Annotated in this window: 18 protein-coding genes; 5 read left to right on the top strand and 13 right to left on the bottom strand. The window is 39.2% G+C overall.

Annotation, left to right across the window (positions count from 1 at the left end):
* Positions 1-75 precede the first annotated feature (75 nt).
* The 3 genes from B2V92_RS25950 to B2V92_RS25940 all read left to right on the top strand — a co-directional run bounded on the left by B2V92_RS25950 (position 76) and on the right by B2V92_RS25940 (position 3695).
* Positions 76-2241, top strand: a complete 2166-nt coding sequence (locus B2V92_RS25950; RefSeq protein ID WP_293313654.1) for a transglycosylase domain-containing protein — start codon at positions 76-78, stop codon at positions 2239-2241.
* A 196-nt stretch (positions 2242-2437) separates the two neighbouring features.
* The gene (gene hpt / locus B2V92_RS25945) at positions 2438-2980 is read left to right on the top strand and encodes a hypoxanthine phosphoribosyltransferase (RefSeq protein WP_293313651.1); all 543 of its coding nucleotides are present in this window, start codon (positions 2438-2440) and stop codon (positions 2978-2980) included.
* Between the two features lie 55 nt (positions 2981-3035).
* Positions 3036-3695 carry a phosphatidylserine decarboxylase family protein gene (locus B2V92_RS25940; RefSeq protein ID WP_293313648.1) on the top strand — a complete coding sequence of 220 codons (660 nt, stop codon included), beginning with the start codon at positions 3036-3038 and terminating at the stop codon, positions 3693-3695.
* 418 nt (positions 3696-4113) lie between these two features.
* On the opposite strand, the gene B2V92_RS25935 is transcribed toward B2V92_RS25940, so the two are convergent.
* The 5 genes from B2V92_RS25935 to B2V92_RS25915 form a co-directional block, all read right to left on the bottom strand.
* A complete protein-coding gene (locus B2V92_RS25935; RefSeq protein ID WP_293313646.1) occupies positions 4114-5289 on the bottom strand; it encodes a mechanosensitive ion channel family protein in 1176 nt (391 codons plus the stop codon).
* A 70-nt stretch (positions 5290-5359) separates the two neighbouring features.
* Positions 5360-5707 carry a 50S ribosomal protein L19 gene (gene rplS / locus B2V92_RS25930; RefSeq protein ID WP_113950184.1) on the bottom strand — a complete coding sequence of 116 codons (348 nt, stop codon included), beginning with the start codon at positions 5705-5707 and terminating at the stop codon, positions 5360-5362.
* Positions 5708-5936: 229 nt separating this feature from the next.
* Positions 5937-6431, bottom strand: coding sequence for a hypothetical protein (locus tag B2V92_RS25925; RefSeq protein WP_293313643.1), 495 nt, complete (start codon positions 6429-6431; stop codon positions 5937-5939).
* A 36-nt stretch (positions 6432-6467) separates the two neighbouring features.
* On the bottom strand, positions 6468-6938 hold the full coding sequence (locus B2V92_RS25920) for a hypothetical protein (protein ID WP_293313640.1): 471 nt from the start codon (positions 6936-6938) through the stop codon (positions 6468-6470).
* 27 nt (positions 6939-6965) lie between these two features.
* Positions 6966-7382, bottom strand: coding sequence for a hypothetical protein (locus tag B2V92_RS25915; protein WP_293313637.1), 417 nt, complete (start codon positions 7380-7382; stop codon positions 6966-6968).
* A 73-nt stretch (positions 7383-7455) separates the two neighbouring features.
* Between B2V92_RS25915 and B2V92_RS25910 the strand changes: the two genes are divergently transcribed.
* Positions 7456-7605: a hypothetical protein gene (locus tag B2V92_RS25910; RefSeq protein WP_293313635.1), complete on the top strand. Its 150-nt coding sequence runs from the start codon at positions 7456-7458 to the stop codon at positions 7603-7605.
* A gap of 13 nt (positions 7606-7618) precedes the next feature.
* Here B2V92_RS25910 and B2V92_RS25905 read toward each other — a convergent pair whose 3' ends face one another.
* The 7 genes from B2V92_RS25905 to B2V92_RS25875 all read right to left on the bottom strand — a co-directional run bounded on the left by B2V92_RS25905 (position 7619) and on the right by B2V92_RS25875 (position 14032).
* Positions 7619-9400 carry a sensor histidine kinase gene (locus B2V92_RS25905; RefSeq protein ID WP_293313632.1) on the bottom strand — a complete coding sequence of 594 codons (1782 nt, stop codon included), beginning with the start codon at positions 9398-9400 and terminating at the stop codon, positions 7619-7621.
* Positions 9378-10013, bottom strand: a complete 636-nt coding sequence (locus B2V92_RS25900) for a response regulator transcription factor (protein WP_293313629.1) — start codon at positions 10011-10013, stop codon at positions 9378-9380. Before B2V92_RS25900 ends, B2V92_RS25905 begins: the two co-directional genes overlap by 23 nt.
* A 99-nt stretch (positions 10014-10112) precedes the next feature.
* Positions 10113-11402: a WG repeat-containing protein gene (locus tag B2V92_RS25895; protein WP_293313626.1), complete on the bottom strand. Its 1290-nt coding sequence runs from the start codon at positions 11400-11402 to the stop codon at positions 10113-10115.
* A 108-nt stretch (positions 11403-11510) separates the two neighbouring features.
* A complete protein-coding gene (gene trmD / locus B2V92_RS25890; RefSeq protein WP_293313624.1) occupies positions 11511-12185 on the bottom strand; it encodes a tRNA (guanosine(37)-N1)-methyltransferase TrmD in 675 nt (224 codons plus the stop codon).
* 57 nt (positions 12186-12242) lie between these two features.
* Positions 12243-12677 (bottom strand): hypothetical protein, encoded by a 435-nt coding sequence (locus B2V92_RS25885; RefSeq protein ID WP_293313621.1) that lies wholly within the window; start codon positions 12675-12677, stop codon positions 12243-12245.
* 80 nt (positions 12678-12757) lie between these two features.
* Positions 12758-13285 (bottom strand): ribosome maturation factor RimM, encoded by a 528-nt coding sequence (rimM, locus tag B2V92_RS25880; RefSeq protein ID WP_293313618.1) that lies wholly within the window; start codon positions 13283-13285, stop codon positions 12758-12760.
* A 174-nt stretch (positions 13286-13459) separates the two neighbouring features.
* Positions 13460-14032 carry a 30S ribosomal protein S16 gene (locus B2V92_RS25875; protein ID WP_293313615.1) on the bottom strand — a complete coding sequence of 191 codons (573 nt, stop codon included), beginning with the start codon at positions 14030-14032 and terminating at the stop codon, positions 13460-13462.
* 144 nt (positions 14033-14176) lie between these two features.
* Here B2V92_RS25875 and B2V92_RS25870 point away from each other — a divergent pair, with 144 nt between their 5' ends.
* Positions 14177-14698, top strand: a complete 522-nt coding sequence (locus B2V92_RS25870) for a 5' nucleotidase, NT5C type (RefSeq protein ID WP_293313613.1) — start codon at positions 14177-14179, stop codon at positions 14696-14698.
* 165 nt (positions 14699-14863) lie between these two features.
* Here the strand turns inward: B2V92_RS25870 and B2V92_RS25865 are convergent, their stop codons facing one another.
* On the bottom strand, positions 14864-17959 hold the full coding sequence (locus B2V92_RS25865) for a VIT domain-containing protein (RefSeq protein ID WP_293313610.1): 3096 nt from the start codon (positions 17957-17959) through the stop codon (positions 14864-14866).
* Between the last annotated feature and the right edge of the window lie 22 nt (positions 17960-17981).

Raw genomic sequence — 17981 nt, 5'->3', positions numbered from 1 at the left:
CTTTTAAACTGTAATTTTAACACGAAATAAACATTTAATTGTTACGTTTAAGCAATTAACCATTTTAACGACTATATGCGAATACCAAAAATTAAGATCCCCAAAAAATATTTAAAAATCGGAGCCTGGGTTTTAGGTGTTTTTTTAGTCGTTTGTATTGCATTAGGTGCCGTGGCCTATAGTAAAAGGGAAGCGCTCCTAAAAAAAATGGTAGCCAAGGCAATTGCCAAGGCCGATAAAGATTATGGCCTCGAAGTTAAAATCGGATCAGCCGGATTTACAGGATTAAGTACTGTAAAAATGACCAAAATCTCGGTCGTTCCAAAAGAGCGCGATACCCTCTCCAACATCAGTGAACTAAGCGTGAGCGTAAAGCTTTTTCCTCTAATTTTTGGTAATGTAAAACTCTCCGAAGTAAAACTGAAAGAAGGTTTTGTAAGCGTAGTGCTTAAAGATTCGACCACCAACATCGATTTCATTTTAAAAAGAAAGAAAAAAGACAGTACCGAAACCAAAGGGAAAGTTAATTTATCAGAAATAGCCAGCAATATTTTAAACCAGGTTTTATACAAAATACCTGACGATATGGATATGCAGAACATGATTTTTAAACTAAATGATCATGATACGGCAAAACTGAGCTTTTCTACCATGGCCACAATTGATGGTGGCGACTTAAAATCGGCCATAAATGTAAATAATGGCGAATCTACCTGGCATGTTGACGGTTATGTAAATCCTGGAAGCAAAGAGTTGCGTTTTACCGCTTATGCAGATGGCAAAAAACTCGAATTACCCTATCTGAATAATAAACTCCACGCGAAAATCAGTTTCGACACACTGCAAACGGAGCTTAAAAATGCAAAATACAGTGGTGATGATTATAAAATTTCGGGCTCGTGGTCGGTAAAAAATATGCTCATCAACCAACCGCGAATTGCTTCGAACGATATTATTGTACAAAGTGCAAAACTGGATGCAGATATACTGGTGGGCCAGAATTATATTGCACTTGATAGCTCATCTACAGCTTATTTAAAAAATGCACAGATCCACCCTTTTGTTAAATATACCTTAGGAAAAAACAAGATATACGAATTAAAATTAAATGCCGAAGAGCAGGATGCCCAAAGCATTCTGGATGCTTTTCCGCAAGGGTTGTTCGAATCGCTCGAAGGATTAAAAGTACAGGGCAAGGTTAAATACAACCTTAACTTTTACCTGGATACCAAAGTGCCGGATAGTGTACGTTTCAATTCTACGCTAACGCCGGTTGATTTTAAAATTGTGCAATGGGGTAAAACCAACCTGCAAAAAATCAACAGCACTTTTGTTTACACGCCTTACGAGTATGGCAAACCGATGCGCGATATTACCATTGGCCCATCCAACCCGAATTTTACGCCTTTATCTGCCATTTCGAAAAATTTCATCAATGCAGTTTTAACCGCCGAAGATCCTTCGTTTTTTACGCACAATGGTTTTGTTGAAGAATCGATCCGTAAATCTATTGCCGTAAACTTTAAAGAAAAGAAATTTAAGCGCGGAGGCAGTACCATCAGCATGCAGCTGGTTAAAAACGTGTATTTAAGCCGTCAGAAAACTTTGGCCCGTAAGGCAGAGGAGATTTTGATTGTCTGGCTTATCGAACACAACCACCTGATCAGCAAGCAGCGGATGCTGGAGGTATATTTTAACATTATGGAGCTTGGACAAAACATTTATGGGATAGGAGAAGCATCAAGGTATTATTTTGGGAAACAACCTGCCGATTTAACTATTGGCGATGGTTTGTTTTTGGCCAGTATAGTACCTAAACCAAAGGCATCGATGTATAAATTTATGGCCGATGGTAGCCTGAAACCTTATATGTTCAACTACTTCAGGTTTATGGGAAATATTATGGCCAGAAAAGGTTTAATTGCCAGCGATACCTCCGGCTATGGTTTCTATAATGTGCGCCTAAGGGAAGGATTACGTCAATATTTGGCACCTGATACTGCTGTGGTTGATACTACTGCCTTTGATGACGATGGTGATGGTTTGCCGGTTGTAATTGTGCACGATAAAAATAAAAGCTTTTTTGAGCGTCTTTTCGGCGGCGGATCTAAAAAAGATACCACTACAAATAAACAACCCACCGGTCAGCCCGATACCACCAAAACAAAAAAACAATTAAGGCAGGAGCGGAGGGAAGAACGGCGAAGGCAAAGGGAACTGGAGAAAAGCCAGGAGCAATAGTTTTGAGTTGGGAGGCTTGAGTTTTCAGTTGGCAGTTAGCAATTCGCAATTTGAATTGGCGATTGAAATAACAATTAACCCGCTGAGCGTAGTCGAAGGGTATACGATTAACCAAATTCGGTTGACAGTTTACAATTGGCAGTTTGCCCGAAACAATTAACCAGTTAACCAATTTATACAATTAACCATTTGATGCATGCACAAAATAAAAGTAGAGGATAAAGAGTTCGAGATATTTTTAGAAAACGACACTTTAAATAAGCGGATCCGTTTGCTGGGTATCCAGATGAACGTTGATTATGAAGGCAGATGTCCTTTATTTATCGGTGTATTAAACGGCAGTTTTTTATTTATGGCCGATCTGATCAAGGAAATCAGTGTACCCTGCGAAGTTGCTTTTATGCGTGTTGCCTCTTATCAGGGTACTTCGAGTTCGGGAAATGTAAAAGAACTGATCGGTTTGCCCGAAAATATCGAAGGAAGGGACATTATTATTGTGGAAGATATTGTTGATACCGGTTTAACGCTAACCCATATTTTAAAAACAATAAAAGAAAAAAATCCGGCATCGGTAAAAGTGAGCTCACTTTTACTTAAACCAAGTGCATTAAAATATGAGATTGAAGAGCTGGAGTATGTTGGTTTTGAAATACCTAACGAATTTGTAGTGGGTTATGGCCTGGATTATAATGGCCTTGGCCGGAACCTGACCGATATTTATAGAGCAACAGAGGCATAATTTTTAGATTGGATTAATTTATTTTTCGCACCTTTGCCCAATAATTTTTAACACAATGACCATACATAAAGAAGGTTACACCACCATTGCCCTGAGCGTATTGTTTATTTTCGTAATCAATGCAATTGTTGATTATAAATATCACGATATTACCTGGCTACGCTGGTTTATTTATATTTTCTCGGCTGCATTATTTATCATCGTACTGCAGTTTTTCCGCAATCCAAGCCGCAGTTTTTCTTCAGGGGAAAACCTGGTAATCTGCCCTGCAGACGGCAAAGTTGTGGTAATCGAAGAAACTGAAGAAGGCGAATACTTTAAAGATAAACGTTTACAGGTATCAATTTTTATGTCGCCTGTTAATGTGCACATCAACCGTAACCCTATTTCGGGTGTAGTAAAATTCTTTAAATACCATCCGGGTAAATACCTTGCCGCATGGAACCCAAAATCTTCAACCGAAAATGAGCGTACCACAACTGTTGTAGAGCATAAAAACGGTACGCCGGTATTGTTCCGCCAGATTGCAGGCGCTTTGGCCCGCAGGATTGTATGGTACGTAAAAGAAGGAGATCAGGTGGTACAAACAGAGCAGTTCGGTTTTATCAAATTCGGATCGAGGGTTGATGTTTTTCTTCCGGTTGGTACCAAGGTTAATGTAGAACTTAACCAGGTTGTAAAAGGTGGAATTACTACACTGGCAACTTTAAGCTAAAAGATATTAAATGCATAAAAAAAGCCGTCCCGATGTAAAATCGGGACGGCTTTTTGTTTTTATAATCATATTTCATCCGTTGTCCTGTAGAAACGCAGATATAGGCGTCAAAGATTTGAAACCCAAAAGTTGCCCCCTAAACCTGATAGTAACGGAAAGCCCGCATCCAGATCCTTCATCGGGAGAGGACTTGGAGTGGATAGCAGGGGCACACATTAATCACTGTCACAAGCCTTGCTTTCCAAAAAATGAGATAAGTTAATATCCACTTATATTGTCCATTTACAAGCCTTTCATTAAACGATGCTGTGCTCTGTGAGAACGCAGACCACGGATTAAAGCATCTTTTTAGCATGAAAGACCCTGAAATAAATTCAGGGTGACGGATCCATCTAATGAGCCTCCTAACTTCTTCTGATTAATCAGTAGCATCATTACCCACTTCTTCTTTATCACCATGATCTACCGGTCTATCGCTGATCAAACGCTGCGTTGGATAGGCAAAATCTGATTTATTCCGGATTACGATGTCCATAATCTCCAGGTTGATTTCCTGTCTGATTTTTAGAAACTCGGCATAACTTAACTCCGTTACAAAATAGTTAACCTCTACATTCAGTCCCGAATCGCCAAAGCTTTTGAAAGATGCGTTCCCATCATTACTTGTACCCTGATGATTATTGATATGATCCTGTATTTCGGTTATAATTTTTCTTAATGAATTGGAACTCGTTTCGTAGGTAAGCCCAATAATAAAAGAAACTTTACGCGAGTTCCTTAAAGAGAGGTTCTCCAGTACCCCATCAATCATGCCCCTATTGGGTAGGGTAGCCATTGTTTTTTCGGATGTCCTGATCCTCGTGCTCCTAAAACCTACTTTTTCTACGGTTCCTTCAACTCCATCAACCTTTACCAGATCGCCAACCGTAAACGGTTTGTCTAAAAAGATCGTAAATGATCCGATCAGGTTTTCTAAACTTTCTTTTGCAGCCAAAGCAATCGCAATACCACCAATACCCAGTCCGGTGATCAGTGTGAGCACGTTAACCTCAAAAACAAAGCCCAAAAGCGTAAAAAAGCCAATGAAGATTATGATGGTTTTAAAAAGTTCCTTTAAAAAAGGCACCAATTGATCATCAGCCTTATTTTCGGTGAGTGAAGCCTTATACAATAACACATGGCTGATAAAATCGATTATCCTTAAAATAATCCAAAAGAAGGATAGGATAATCATAAAAAGGAAAATCCGGTCTACACAATCGCCAATACTTACCGGGATCAGTTCTTTCGTTTTACCGATCAGTTTACTGTAGTGGTACACCGTAACTTCCAAAGGATGTTTTAGCTGGTTAATCGAAAGATAAATGGTGGATAGCAGGATAAAAATCTCTATCGGTTTTACCAACAGGGCCACAAAAGCATCGTTATGCGATTGGCTCGAAAAATTGCTGAAAAGCTTAAACAGTAAACGGCTTAACAGCTTGGAAAAAATATTTTTAAATATAAGGCCTAAAAAAAGTATCCCTCCGAAAAGGAAATAGGCTTTTACGGTATTGCCCCAAAAAACCTGGTCGAAAAAAGCAGAATCTAACATTTAGCAAAGGTATAAACAAAAAAACCTCCACGAAATTAATCGTGAAGGCTATATCTTATAATAAAGAATATTATTTTCTCAAAGATTTGATACGAGCAGCTTTACCAGTTAAAGCACGTAAATAGAACAATTTCGCTCTACGAACTTTACCATAGCTATTCACTTCTACTTTCTCAATGTTTGGAGAACTAAAAGGGAAAATACGCTCAACACCAACGCCGTTGCTCATTTTACGTACGGTGAAGGTTTCATTAGCACCTGCACTGTTACGTTGTATTACAACACCTTGGTAAATTTGAACACGTTCTTTATTACCTTCGCGAATTTTATAGTGTACGCTCACTGTATCGCCAGACTTGAACGCAGGATAATCTTTTTTCGCGATGGCCTGCTCTTCAACAAATTTTACTAAATCCATGATTTTAAGCTATTAAACCAACTTTCTTTACCTTGAAAATCGGATTGCAATATTAGGGATTTTTTTTCATATAAAAAAACCTATTTTAATTTTTTCCACAATCTTTATGAATTCCACATTCGGCAGGCTTAAATGCTTCTATTCCAAAAGGTCAAGAGAACACCAATCTGCAAGCCTTTTATAAATTTTAATAGTAAAACATTATTGGCATAGTGTTAAACCCAACAATTTATGAGGAGGCATAAATTATACAATTTGGCAGTGTTTCTTCTGCTTTTATTATTTTTTCCAGAATAACATCACGATCCATTTCTACACCTTCATCATGTGCCGAAATATGCAGTTCTTTAAGATTTTTAAGGTCTGTAAGCACGGTTAAATCTTCCAGGTGGATTTGGGTCTTCCAAACATCAAGGTATTCCAGCTCGGTTAATCTGTTAATGTAAGGAAGGCTCGCTTTAGTAATATGCTCATGTTTCATCAGGGTAAGGTGTTTAAGCTGCTTAACATTACTGATCAGTTTTACCCCTTCATCCGTCACATTCGTTTCTTTGAGATAGATGCTCTGCATAACAGAAACCTTTGCAAGAAGCATGGCGATATACTCATCATCATCAGTAGAATCGATGCTGGTAAAACCCGGCAATTCCGTTGGTATCTGTTTTGAATCAGTAATATGGGCAAAATGCCACCAGAATTGCTTTTCAGCGCCTTTAAGTTTCATTTTTAGGGTAACCAGAATAGAATTTTAACACTGGTGTTAATACACGCCATAACCTAAAACACCAATTTTCTCTTTTTCATCAGCATAGGTAACAAAATTGAACTTCGTTCCGGATTTGCTCCAGATGTTCTTATTAACCGGCTCGCCATCTATGGATTGTTTGACCATTTTAGCAGTATAACCTTTATTTTTTAGCTCCATCTCAATAAACGGAACATTAATGGCTCCCGAGAAAATGCAGACAATAGTCGAAATCTTATCGTTTTTTGCATACGATACCTCCATTATATCAAGTTTAGACTTAAAGGCCAATATTACTTTAACATCGCCTTCCCCTTCTTCAATATCACCTTGTTCGAAGCCTTTATCTTTCATAAACGCGCTAATGTTCTGCTTTGAGGTATTATAAAAAATATCGTTTAAAAGGGCTAATTTCTTGTTCTCGAAAGTGGTTTGTCCAAAGGCAAAAGAACTGCAGAACAAAAGCAGGATTGTTACATTTTTCATATATTTTTTGTTTATCGTTTTTGTGGATTATTTTAATTCAAAATTGTCAAGACTTCCAAATTCCTTATTGAAAATAATGATGTTGGCCACGTTATCGTAAACATCGTATATAAAGAATTCCAAAGGGTAATCTTTATGCTGATAGCTAACTGCCATGGGCTTATCAGTAACTGCCCATCGTTTGGTAACCGTTTTTTCAAAACCTTTTTGAGTCAGTTCTTCAAACATCGGGGCAAAATTTGCAAAGTAAATTTTGGGAACGTCCATGCGCGAATAGATCAGTTTTTTATTTTTGGCCGAAAACAAATAGTGCATCCGTACGCCGACCTTAACACTAAACATGACCAGTTTATTACCATTACGGTCGATAGTATCAGATACTGAAGTTATACCTTCTCCTTTTGTCGTTTCCTTTACTAAAACATAGGTACACTGTGTAGCCATCTGGCTAAGCGACTTGAGTGATCCGTTGTCGAAATTAATCTGAGCACAACAAAAAACAGGAATAACGAAAAAGATGATAAGAAGAAAGGATTTAGGGTGGTGTATCATAACAGAAGATTTAATGCCTTTATTTCCACTATTGGCCAAGGCTTTTGCTGTATTGTACCGTAAAAATAACGCAAGCCCTGTTGGTGTAGAATACCCAATTAAGGGTATATTTTAGAAGAGGAGTGTGATCAGCCGTGGATCGGGATGTTGATCTGGATGATGGTGCCTTCGTTTTTAACGCTGTTGATTTCGAAACTGCCTTTATAGTAATTTATCCGCTTTTCGATATTATTCAGCCCAAAACCTTTGTTGGTCGCATGTACATCAAATCCAATTCCATCATCCACAAACTGAAAATGATAGTGGCTGCTGTACTGATAAAATTCGAGTGTAATCAGATTAGAATGTCCATGCTTTATAGCATTATTGATAATTTCGAGCGTAATCAGATACAGGTCGTAAACCCATGGCTCCTTTATTTTCTCGGGAAAATCGTAGCAGAAAAGTTCAACCCTTGTTCCGTTTAAACCGGCATTTAAACTTACCAGCTGGCTCTGCACACTCGCAACCAAAGCACCGTCATCCAGGGCTTTCGGAAGTATTTTATGCGAAATATCCCTGATATCCTCTGCCAGTTCGCCGATAGTCTGTTTGGCCAAACCCGTGTTTTTCATATCGAAAAGGTGGAGGATGTGGGCAATCTTACTTCCAAGCCTATCGTGGATAATGTTGGCAATGTTCCTCCGTTCGCGGAGCTGCACTTCATTAATCGTTTTTAAAGAACTTTCCTTTTCAAAAATTACCTCCTGCATCAACTGGTTGTTTTTTAAGAAAATTTCGATGTAATTCCTCGATAAAACATAACCGAACAAAAACACCTCGTACAAACTGATGAACAACATCCAATTATCGCCAAGCGAATAGGGGATGATTTTGAAGGTTTTTAAGATCAGGCAGGTACCCCAAACCAACTGTGGTAAAAAAGCAACCAGCGAATAAATACCCTGGGTACGTTCTATTTTTAAATGCGCCAGCGAGGCCCAGAACAACAGCACGAACGAACTGAGGAAAACCGCATAACCAAGTACGAAAAAATAGCGGAATTCGAAATCGCGGTAAAAAAACAGTAACAGAATCGAAATTACAACAAAGATTAAGTTGATGGCATTTAATACAATTACAGCCTTATGCTTAACCGGCTGGTTTTGTTTTAAGTTTAAAAAGTGATCCAAAAAAATGCTTAAGGCGATGTACCAAAGTGCCCCAGTATACACCCGTCCTTCGCTAAAAAACCTAAACTCGGGAAAAAGCACATATTTGGCAAAATTGGTGGTTATTGCCGCATAACAGGCAGTAAGCAGCGAGTAACCGATGTAATAAATGTATAACTTTTTTTTGGTCATTAAGAACAGTATCCCATTGATCATCAGCAGCAGGAAAACAATGCCGATAAAAAAAGAGGTCAGGGCAATTTTCTGCGAAGATCTGGCTTCGAGATCGGTCTGATTCTCCAGGCTGTAAGAAAAATCAAGGTACGACGTTTCTTTTTTAACCCTCACCCAAAGCAACTTTTTTTCGTTCGGACGCAGATTAAGTTCAAAAGCAAGGGTTTCGATAAAGGGACTTTTGCCAACCGTTCTATCGCCAATGGTTGTAGCAAGCCCTGCATCGTAGCATGTAAGGCTATCGATATGGTTGTTATTAAAGCATAACCAGGTTTTTACGCTTTGTAGTGAACTGGGATTTTTAAGGATAAACCTGCACCATACCGCGGCATTTTTATTATAGCCGATATTAAGCTTTTGGTGCTGTTTAAATGGGTAAAGTTTTTGCTGTTGCAGATCGGCCCGGGTAAAGGACGAATTGTGGTCTACCACATAGCTGGATGATAATACCAGTTGTTTATTTAAGGATTGTGCGTACGAGAAACAGGAGCATAGCAGAAGGCTAATGAAGTAGGTTATTCTCATGGGCAAATTTGATGAGCGAGCTGCTATTGCTGATTTCCAGTTTTTTATAAATGTTCTTTCTATGCGTATCTACTGTGGTTTTGGCAATAAATAAGATATTAGAGATTTCCTTACTGGTTAATCCCTTTATAATCAATTTGATAATTTCCTTTTCCTGTTTCGATATCCTGAACTTGTTAATAATCGGTTTATCCATTACACTATATGCACTGGTATCCTGTTTATTGTTCTTATTGGTATAAAACTCACTTCCGGTTTCAGCATCTATTACACGGATAAGCTCCTCGGCAGGGGTTTCCTTCTTAAGGAAAGCATTTATACCTGCCTTTTTTGCCTTTTGGATCAAAAAATCTTCATAATAAGCGGTAAGAATGATTGTTTTGGTAGATCGTAATTGCAGTTTTAATTCTTCGAGCAACAGAAAACCATCATAATGATTGATATTTAAATCGCAGATAAACACATCAGCTGTATTTTGCAATAAATACTGACGGCAGGAGTGTACATCGCTAAATTTAAATATAGCATATTCTTTTCCGGTATTTTTAAGCAGTTCGGATACACCGTTTAAAAAAAGTAAATGGTCATCACAAATAACGATCCGTTTGGACATAATTAGGAGGTTGCAGGCGTTTCTCCTAAAATAACACATCAATGGGTTATTTACAATAATTTCTAATTTTACATGGTAAACTATATTACACTAAAAAAATTATTGTTTTACCTCATTTCCCTTGCTATCGATATATACATGTTTTTCGTTAAAACCAAAAGTTAGGGCCTTACCACCTGTAAAAGGGTAGGCACTCTTGTACTTAAATGGAATAATTATCTTGCCTTCTTTATTGATATAACCAGATTTTCCGTCAAGCTGAACACTTGCCAAACCTTCCGAAAAACCCTCGGTGCCTTCATATTTGATTGGTACGATTACTTTACCCGTTTGATCGATAAATCCATACTTATCACCGATCATAACCGGAGCAAGGCCTTCAGAAAACTCGCGGGCATCATCATATTTTAAATCTATTACAACTTTACCTGTATAGTCGATATACCCATACTTGTTTTCAAGCATCACCAAACTAAGCCCGTACCGGAAGCCAAGAATACCCTCGTATTTAACCGCAACCACTTCTTTACCCTGCCTGTTGATATATCCGTATTTATCTCCAATTTTCACCAGCGCCAGATCACCCTCTTCAAAAGCATATATCTCATCATATTTAAAATCGGTCAATGCCTTCCCCATTTTATCAATAAGCGCCCATTTAGCCTCTTCAATCTCGCCATTAACTATTTTACCGGTTTTGGTAGCTTGCGTAACACCGTTAATAAAATTGTATATCACAACGTAATCCATTGGAACAACTAATTTTCCGGTTTTGTTAATAACGCCAAATTTGCCACCCACAACTACAATAGCTACGCCATCACTGAAAGCATTGGCACGGTCGTATCCGAATTTGATAACAGTTTTACCCGTTTTGTCAATATATCCTGATTTTTTATTTAGAGAAACTGAAGATAAACCTTCGCTGAAGGCTTTTGCTGAATCATAAGTATATGGAATTACAACATTGCCTGTTTTATCTATAAAGCCTACTTTATCGTTAACAGCCATAGCCAGTCCTTCCTTAAAACTACCTGCATCCCTAAAGCTATAGGGTATTACTAACTGGTTCTTTTTATCGATAAAGCCGGCCTTGCCATTAAGCATTACTTTTGCCAAACCCTCAGAAAAATCGAATGCCCTATCATATTCGAATGGAATAACCGTTTTTCCCGTTTTATCGATAAAGCCTGTTTTTTCGCCCTTTACCACTTTTGCAAGTCCTTCAGAAAATTCTGATGCTTCTTTAAACTGATAGGGTATAACCGTTATGCCTTTTTGATCTACGTAGCCGTAAAATATACTTACCTTTTTGGGTTTTAGATCCTGGCTGGATGCGTTTTTTGCTGCTATTGAGCAAATTAAAAATAAATAGAAAATTCTTTTCATGTGACTGTGCTTTCTAACCTCCAAAATAGGGTTAAGCACAAACCATAGGCAATACCCACTAAAGGGTATTTTTCTTTAAATCAAATAAATGTCTTAAAATACGTTATACTATTCCAATAAATCGGGGCGGCGTTGTTTGGTACGCTCTAAAGCCTGTTCGTGCCTCCATTCGTTTACTTTCGCTTCGTGGCCGCTCAATAAAACATCAGGCACTTTATGCCCGCGCCAATCGGCCGGACGGGTGTAAACAGGCGCATCAAGCAGCTCGCCCTGGAAACTATCAGATAGGGCAGAGGTTTCGTCGTTTAAAACCCCAGGGATTAAACGTACCACGGCATCTACTACAATGGCCGCAGGAAGCTCACCACCGCTTAAAACATAATCGCCTACCGAAATCTCCCTGGTCACATAGATATCGCGTATACGTTGATCTATGCCCTTATAATGGCCGCACAGCACAATGATATTCTTTTTGATCGATAGTTCGTTAGCGATGCTCTGGTTAAGCGTTACGCCATCAGGACTCATGAATATGATTTCATCGTATTCGCGCTCCGATTGAAGTTTTTCAATACAGTTGGCAAATGGTTCGATCATCATTACCATACCACTTCCGCCGCCGTACTGGTAATCATCAACACTTTTTTGTTTGTGTGTAGAGTAATCCCTTAAATTATGCACAACAATTTCGGCAATGCCTTTTTTTTGTGCCCTCTGTAGGATCGAATGGGCAAAAGGGCTTTCCAACAACCCTGGAATAACGGTTATAATATCAAAACGCATAATGCAAAGGTAAGGCTTTAAGCCGAAGTCTTTAGCGGGATGGAAAATTTTGCGCTGTTAATCCAGTGTATTCATTTTTACCAGATCGCTTGCCCACTTTAAACCATTGCCTCCGTTACGGCCATCAACATAACCGCTAACTTTCATCGTTTTCTGATCAGCGCCCAGGGTATAATAATTGGCATATTGTCTTCCTTTCAGGTCATAAGTAGCATTGGCCCTCGCATCAGAAATGGTGAGCACATACATGTTACTCGATAAAATTTTAAAGATTCCGCTGTGCGTTACAATCTGTATACCGTTCTCTTTGGCCAGATTGTAGAAACTACCGTCGGCTTTAAAAACGATTTTACAGCCTGGGTTGGTTGTATCGTTCCAGATACCCACAAAGGGTTTAATTTCTTTCAGGTTAGCCTGTTGTACGGTTTTGCACGAAAAAGTAATGATTAACGCAAGAATAACCATTGCGGTTTTTGAAGTTTTTTTGAGCATGTTAATTTTGGTTAGGATGAATCCTAAATTAACAATTTTTCTTTAAAACAATTACCGAACAGCCTATAAAAAATAAGGTTTTATTTTTCCAGATAAACATCCAGCAAACCATCAGGCAGGTTAAGCGTTAAAACCTTTTCTTCATCATCAATCTCGACAATAAAGTCTTCATTTAACGGGAAAAGGATTTCGGTTTCCTGATAATGCACGGTAGCAACAAACTGCTGTGGATATTCGTTTACCTCTAAAATTTCGCCCAGCTCGCCAAGTGTTTCGTCAACGGCCATAAAACCTTTTAAATCGGTATAGAAAAACTCGCTCTCATCACGCTCCGGCATCTGGGTTATAGGGAGGTAAAGTTTCTTTTTTAACAGGGGCTGCACTTTATCGATATGATCAACATCATCGAAGTTAAAATAACCTGTTTTATTGGCCTGCAATTTTGCCGATGCCACAAAGTAGGGCACCAGTTTACCGTTCATATCGGCAAAAACCACATCAAATTCGAGCTGTTCGTACTCATCGAATTCGAAGAATACCTGAACTTCTCCTTTTAACCCCCTTGTTTTGGTAACGTACCCTATGTAAAATGCTTCTTCGTGTTTCATGAATTTTAAAATTCGGCCGTCACCCTGATCCGATCGCTATCGGATTTATTTCAGGGTCTTTCAAGAGAGATGCTGAAACAAGTTCAGCATGACGGATACTTGGAGAATGTAGTTTAAATAAAAATAGCGTTCCGAATATCCGGAACGCTATTTTGTGAAACGGAATAATTAAAATTATTCTGCTCCTTCTTCTTTAGTAGCTTCTGCTGCAGGAGCTTCTTCAGTTGCCTCAGCCTCAACAGCTGGTGCTTCTTCAGTAACTTCTTCTTCAACAACCTCTTCTGCAACTGGTGCATTTTTAGCTGCGATAGCTGCTGCTCTTTCTTCTTTTTTCTTAGCTTCTGCGGCTAAAGCTGCTTTACGTGCGTCAGCTTTAGTAGCAGCTAAACCTTCTGATTTACCAGAGATTTTACCTGATTTAGCATCTAACCAAGCTGCAAATTTCTCATCTGCCTGTTCTTGGGTTAAAGCTCCTTTTTTAACACCACCTTCTAAGTGTTTTTTGTATAAAACACCTTTGTAAGAAAGGATAGCACGAGCAGTATCAGTTGGTTGTGCACCACTGTTAACCCAAGCTAAAGTTTTTTCGAAGTTAATTTCGATGGTTGCAGGATTGGTGTTCGGGTTGTAAGAACCTAAACGCTCAATAAATTTACCATCACGTGGAGAGCGAGAATCTGCTACCACAACGTGGAAAAAAGGTTTTCCTTTTTTACCGAATCTTTGCAATCTGATTTTAGTTGCCATTTTCTTTTGTATTTATGTATTCAACATAGTTCCCGGAGCTTCATGCTGCGGGGCTGCAAAGATAACTAAAATACTGGAAATTAAAAACATAGTTTAATTTCTTTGTTTTCAGGATATTTGCGCCAAAATATTTGCAGATACAAAATGGAAAGAATTGCGATTGATATGGACGAGGTAATTGCCGATGCCGTTAAAAAATTTATCCAGTTATATAACCGTGATTTTAATGTTCCACTTGATTTAAAGATCGATGCCGGAAACGAAATTTATCACCATGTGCCCGAAGAAGTTAACCAGAAGTGGTTTGAATACATTAACGAACCTGGCTTTTTCCGCGATCTTGAGGTAATTCCCGATAGCCAGCGGGTAATTAAGGCCCTACAGGAAAAATATGATGTTTATATTGTTTCGGCAGCAATGGAATTCCGCAACTCACTGGTTGATAAATACGACTGGATGGCCGAACATTTTCCTTTTATTGATTGGAAGCATATCATGTTCTGCGGAAATAAAATTGTAAACGTCGACATCATCATCGACGACCGCACCAAAAACTTTATGAACTTTAGTGGCAGGCCGTTATTGTATACCTCGCCGCATAATTTACTCGTTACCGAATACGAGCGCGTAAATAACTGGGAAGAAATAGCGGGGTTGTTGCTGTAATTAAAACGCGACATCACACAGAAACCGTCATTTCGACCGTAGCGGAGAAATCTATAAATGTTCGTTACTAGATTTCTCCGTTTCGTTGCACTCCAGTCGAAATGACGGTTACTTTTATAGAAAAATACTCTATCTGTGTAATCCTCCAATCTGTGTCGTCATCTTTTAAAAGGAGAACTCCCCAACAAAATTACCACCGCCACTTCCGGCAGCCAGGGGCATTACAATAATCTTTCTTTGCTGTTTACCGGTAGCATAGCGGGTGTAAATTTCGGCAGTTACTGTTGTTGGCCCGCTGATGTTGATCTGCCGGTCGCCATAATAATTCACTTCTATTTTATATTTCCCTTTTATCGCTTTTTTGATCATAAACTGCTCCGGACCATAACCAGAGGTAAAATCGTTGCTGATCCTTCCACCTATTTTTGTTCTCGAGTTGCCATAAAAACCTTTTTCGCCTGTAGGGTCGGTTAACCATAAATCGATATCGGCATCATTTTTATTCCAGTTAAGCACTACACGCACATCTACAGGCAGCGGCTGGATCAAGCGCTTATCAATTCCCTTTGTACTAATACTGTTTCCATGCTTGGTAAGGAGGTTGTTCATTTCAGAAATTACAATCTCTTCAATGCCCTGGTCCCTGTCGGCAATCTGCGCATTATAACTTTGGGTAAGCACCTTGTATAAATTATCGATTGCTGCCTGGTACTGCCCGTTATCGGCCAGGGCCAAAGCATAATCGCGGTAGCTCTGTGCATCCATAGGCCGCCACTGCAAAACTTTTTGGGTAATAAAAAGTTCGTCTTTATAATTACCTGTTTGCTTTAGTTTATAGGCCAGGGTTTTATATAAATCGGCATTTTCGAGATCCAGATCAGCAATATTACTTAAAATGGTTAAAGCCCTCACACTATCTTTCTGCTGGTAAAACCAATTGGCCACATCAAAATAAAACATCGGCGTAGAAATGTATTTCGAACGCATTTTTAAATAAGACCGATAGGCGCTATCCGGTTTTCCTTTAAGATTTTGCATATAGTCTTTATCACTTTTAAACTCGGGGATAATGATGGCGGGCTGTGCCTGTGGTGACGACGTCCTTACAGCAGATCCTTTCGCTACAGTAACGCCGGCAACCCTCCCTTCCAGATAACCACTTACCGCACCTGGAGCACCGCTGTTATAATGATCTGAAACCGTTGATATGGCGCCTGTAACTGCTCTTTTATTCTGCGTACCGTATCCAACAACCACTACTTCCTGTAAAGATTTTTCTTCATCCTTTTTTACCACTGGCGGGGGCATTCTCATCTCGCTTACCGATTTAGCCTGGCTCCGGGCACGGGCCTGGCTGGCCGCAATTTCCATCCTGCTGGTCTGGCCAACCGGGCCAGGTATCGCAACATCTGCGGTTGGGTCTCCCTTAACATCTCTTTGTCCGGGATCAGGATAACTTTCTTTTTTCTTTGCAGGTTCTTTATAATAAAAGTCAGTATTCCACCATGTTTTTAAATCTTTGGTCATGGCCACCGCAGCATTGATCAGATCCTTTTTTTGTTCTAAAAGATCAACCCTACGCTGTTTTAAAACAGCATTGTAAGCCTGTTGCAGTTCTACAGGCGGCACAATATCATAGCGCAGGTAATCATCAAGGTTTTCCAGTACGATTAAACTGGTATTACGCGTAACAATGCCAAACTGTTTACTTAAAACACTGATGTCATCTTTGTTTTCTTCATATTGGATATCCATTTCAGCAATTTTTTTCTGCGCCCAAACGCGGCTTACATCTATACTGCTAAAAGTATGTTCGGTGCCGTTAAGCCTCACGGCCTGCTCGGCAACAACCGTGGTCCCAAAACCGAACTGTAATACAAATTCGGTATTAAACCCATTCATGATCCCGGCCAAGGAAAAATCCCCGTTAACATTAACCTTCATCGAAGGATAGGTTTGCCTGATATCGTTTCCATTTTTTATTCCTAAAAACTGAAGATTCTGCTGGTTTAACTGTTTAAAGGCATCATTAACCGAAATGGCATTGAGGTTTACAAACTGGCCGCCGGTTTTTAAAGTAATGTATTTTAAGGTGCTATAATCTGCTTTCAAAGCAGTATTGATACAATGAACTGGTTTATTTAAGCTAACCGTGTTTTTCCCGAAGGTAGACAGGCCGTCAGTAAACAAAATGTATTCATCGGCCTGGATCGCTTTCGGATTTATGGCACTGAAATTTGTACCGCCATCGTAAACCAGGTTTTTCAGTTTGTCTTTCAGCACGGTCCAGTTACCATTCGAGATGACGAAAGTTCCTGCATTTTTAAAGCCATTGTTTACCAGCCCCAGCTGTATGGTTAAGTTCTGTTTCTGTTTGATAATTAAATCAAGCAGCTCTATTTCCTTGTCGGTATTACGCTGAAGACCGCTTAACGAAACATCCCAGATTAAACCAATATGGTTGGCCCATTGCCGCTCACGGCTCTGGATTTTTGGAAAAACATTTACCAGGAAATAATATCCCGATGATGCTTTCTGCAATTTCACTTCGGGCAGGTTGTTCCTTTTCGGAAGGTTAATGGTGAGACCGTTTTTAGGTTGATAATTGCTTTTATTGATTTCGCCAATGTAAGTATTTCCATTGGCCTTTAAATCAAAACTGCCATCTGGCCGCTCACCAAGCTCCGGTTTTATAATACTTTCGAAAACAGTGGTTTTTAAAGAGAAATTTTCGACCGGCTGGTTATAATCCAAAGGTAAATGATACTTTAAAGCATTATTGTTATTAAAGCTTAACTCTTCCTCATAACCTACAATAATGGTACGGTTGCCGTTTGCCGGCAAAGGATAAATACGCGTACGGAAATTATTTCCTTCCACTTTTTCCAATAAACCCGGATCTACCCTACGGCGCTCAATGCTTTCGAAAACCTCTGTTGCTTTTGCTTTTTCTACCGGAACAGCCTCACGCATTTTTCCGTTGATATCCAATGCATAACGGCTAATGCTCACACCCTCAGGCATTGGAAAAGTAAGTTCCCCTTCTAAAATGCGGTTGCTGCTGTTATGAAAAGTCATAGTCATTACCGTTGTGGCAATATTTCCGGTTATCTGTACATCGATATTCAGTTTTTTAAGTTTAACAGCTTCTTTCCGCTCTGCAGTTTCAGCCTGTTGCACCTTTAATACAGGCATTTGCGCCTTAACAAAAAACGTAACCAACAATAAAGGAAGGATGAGTAAGGTTTTAGATGTGCTCATAACATTGATTTTTAATAGTGAT

Source organism: Pedobacter sp. UBA5917 (genome assembly GCF_002432345.1).
Taxonomy (GTDB): Bacteria; Bacteroidota; Bacteroidia; order Sphingobacteriales; family Sphingobacteriaceae; genus Pedobacter.
The sequence above is the reverse complement of the archived record's forward strand: the minus strand, read 5'-3'. Positions and strand labels throughout refer to the sequence as shown.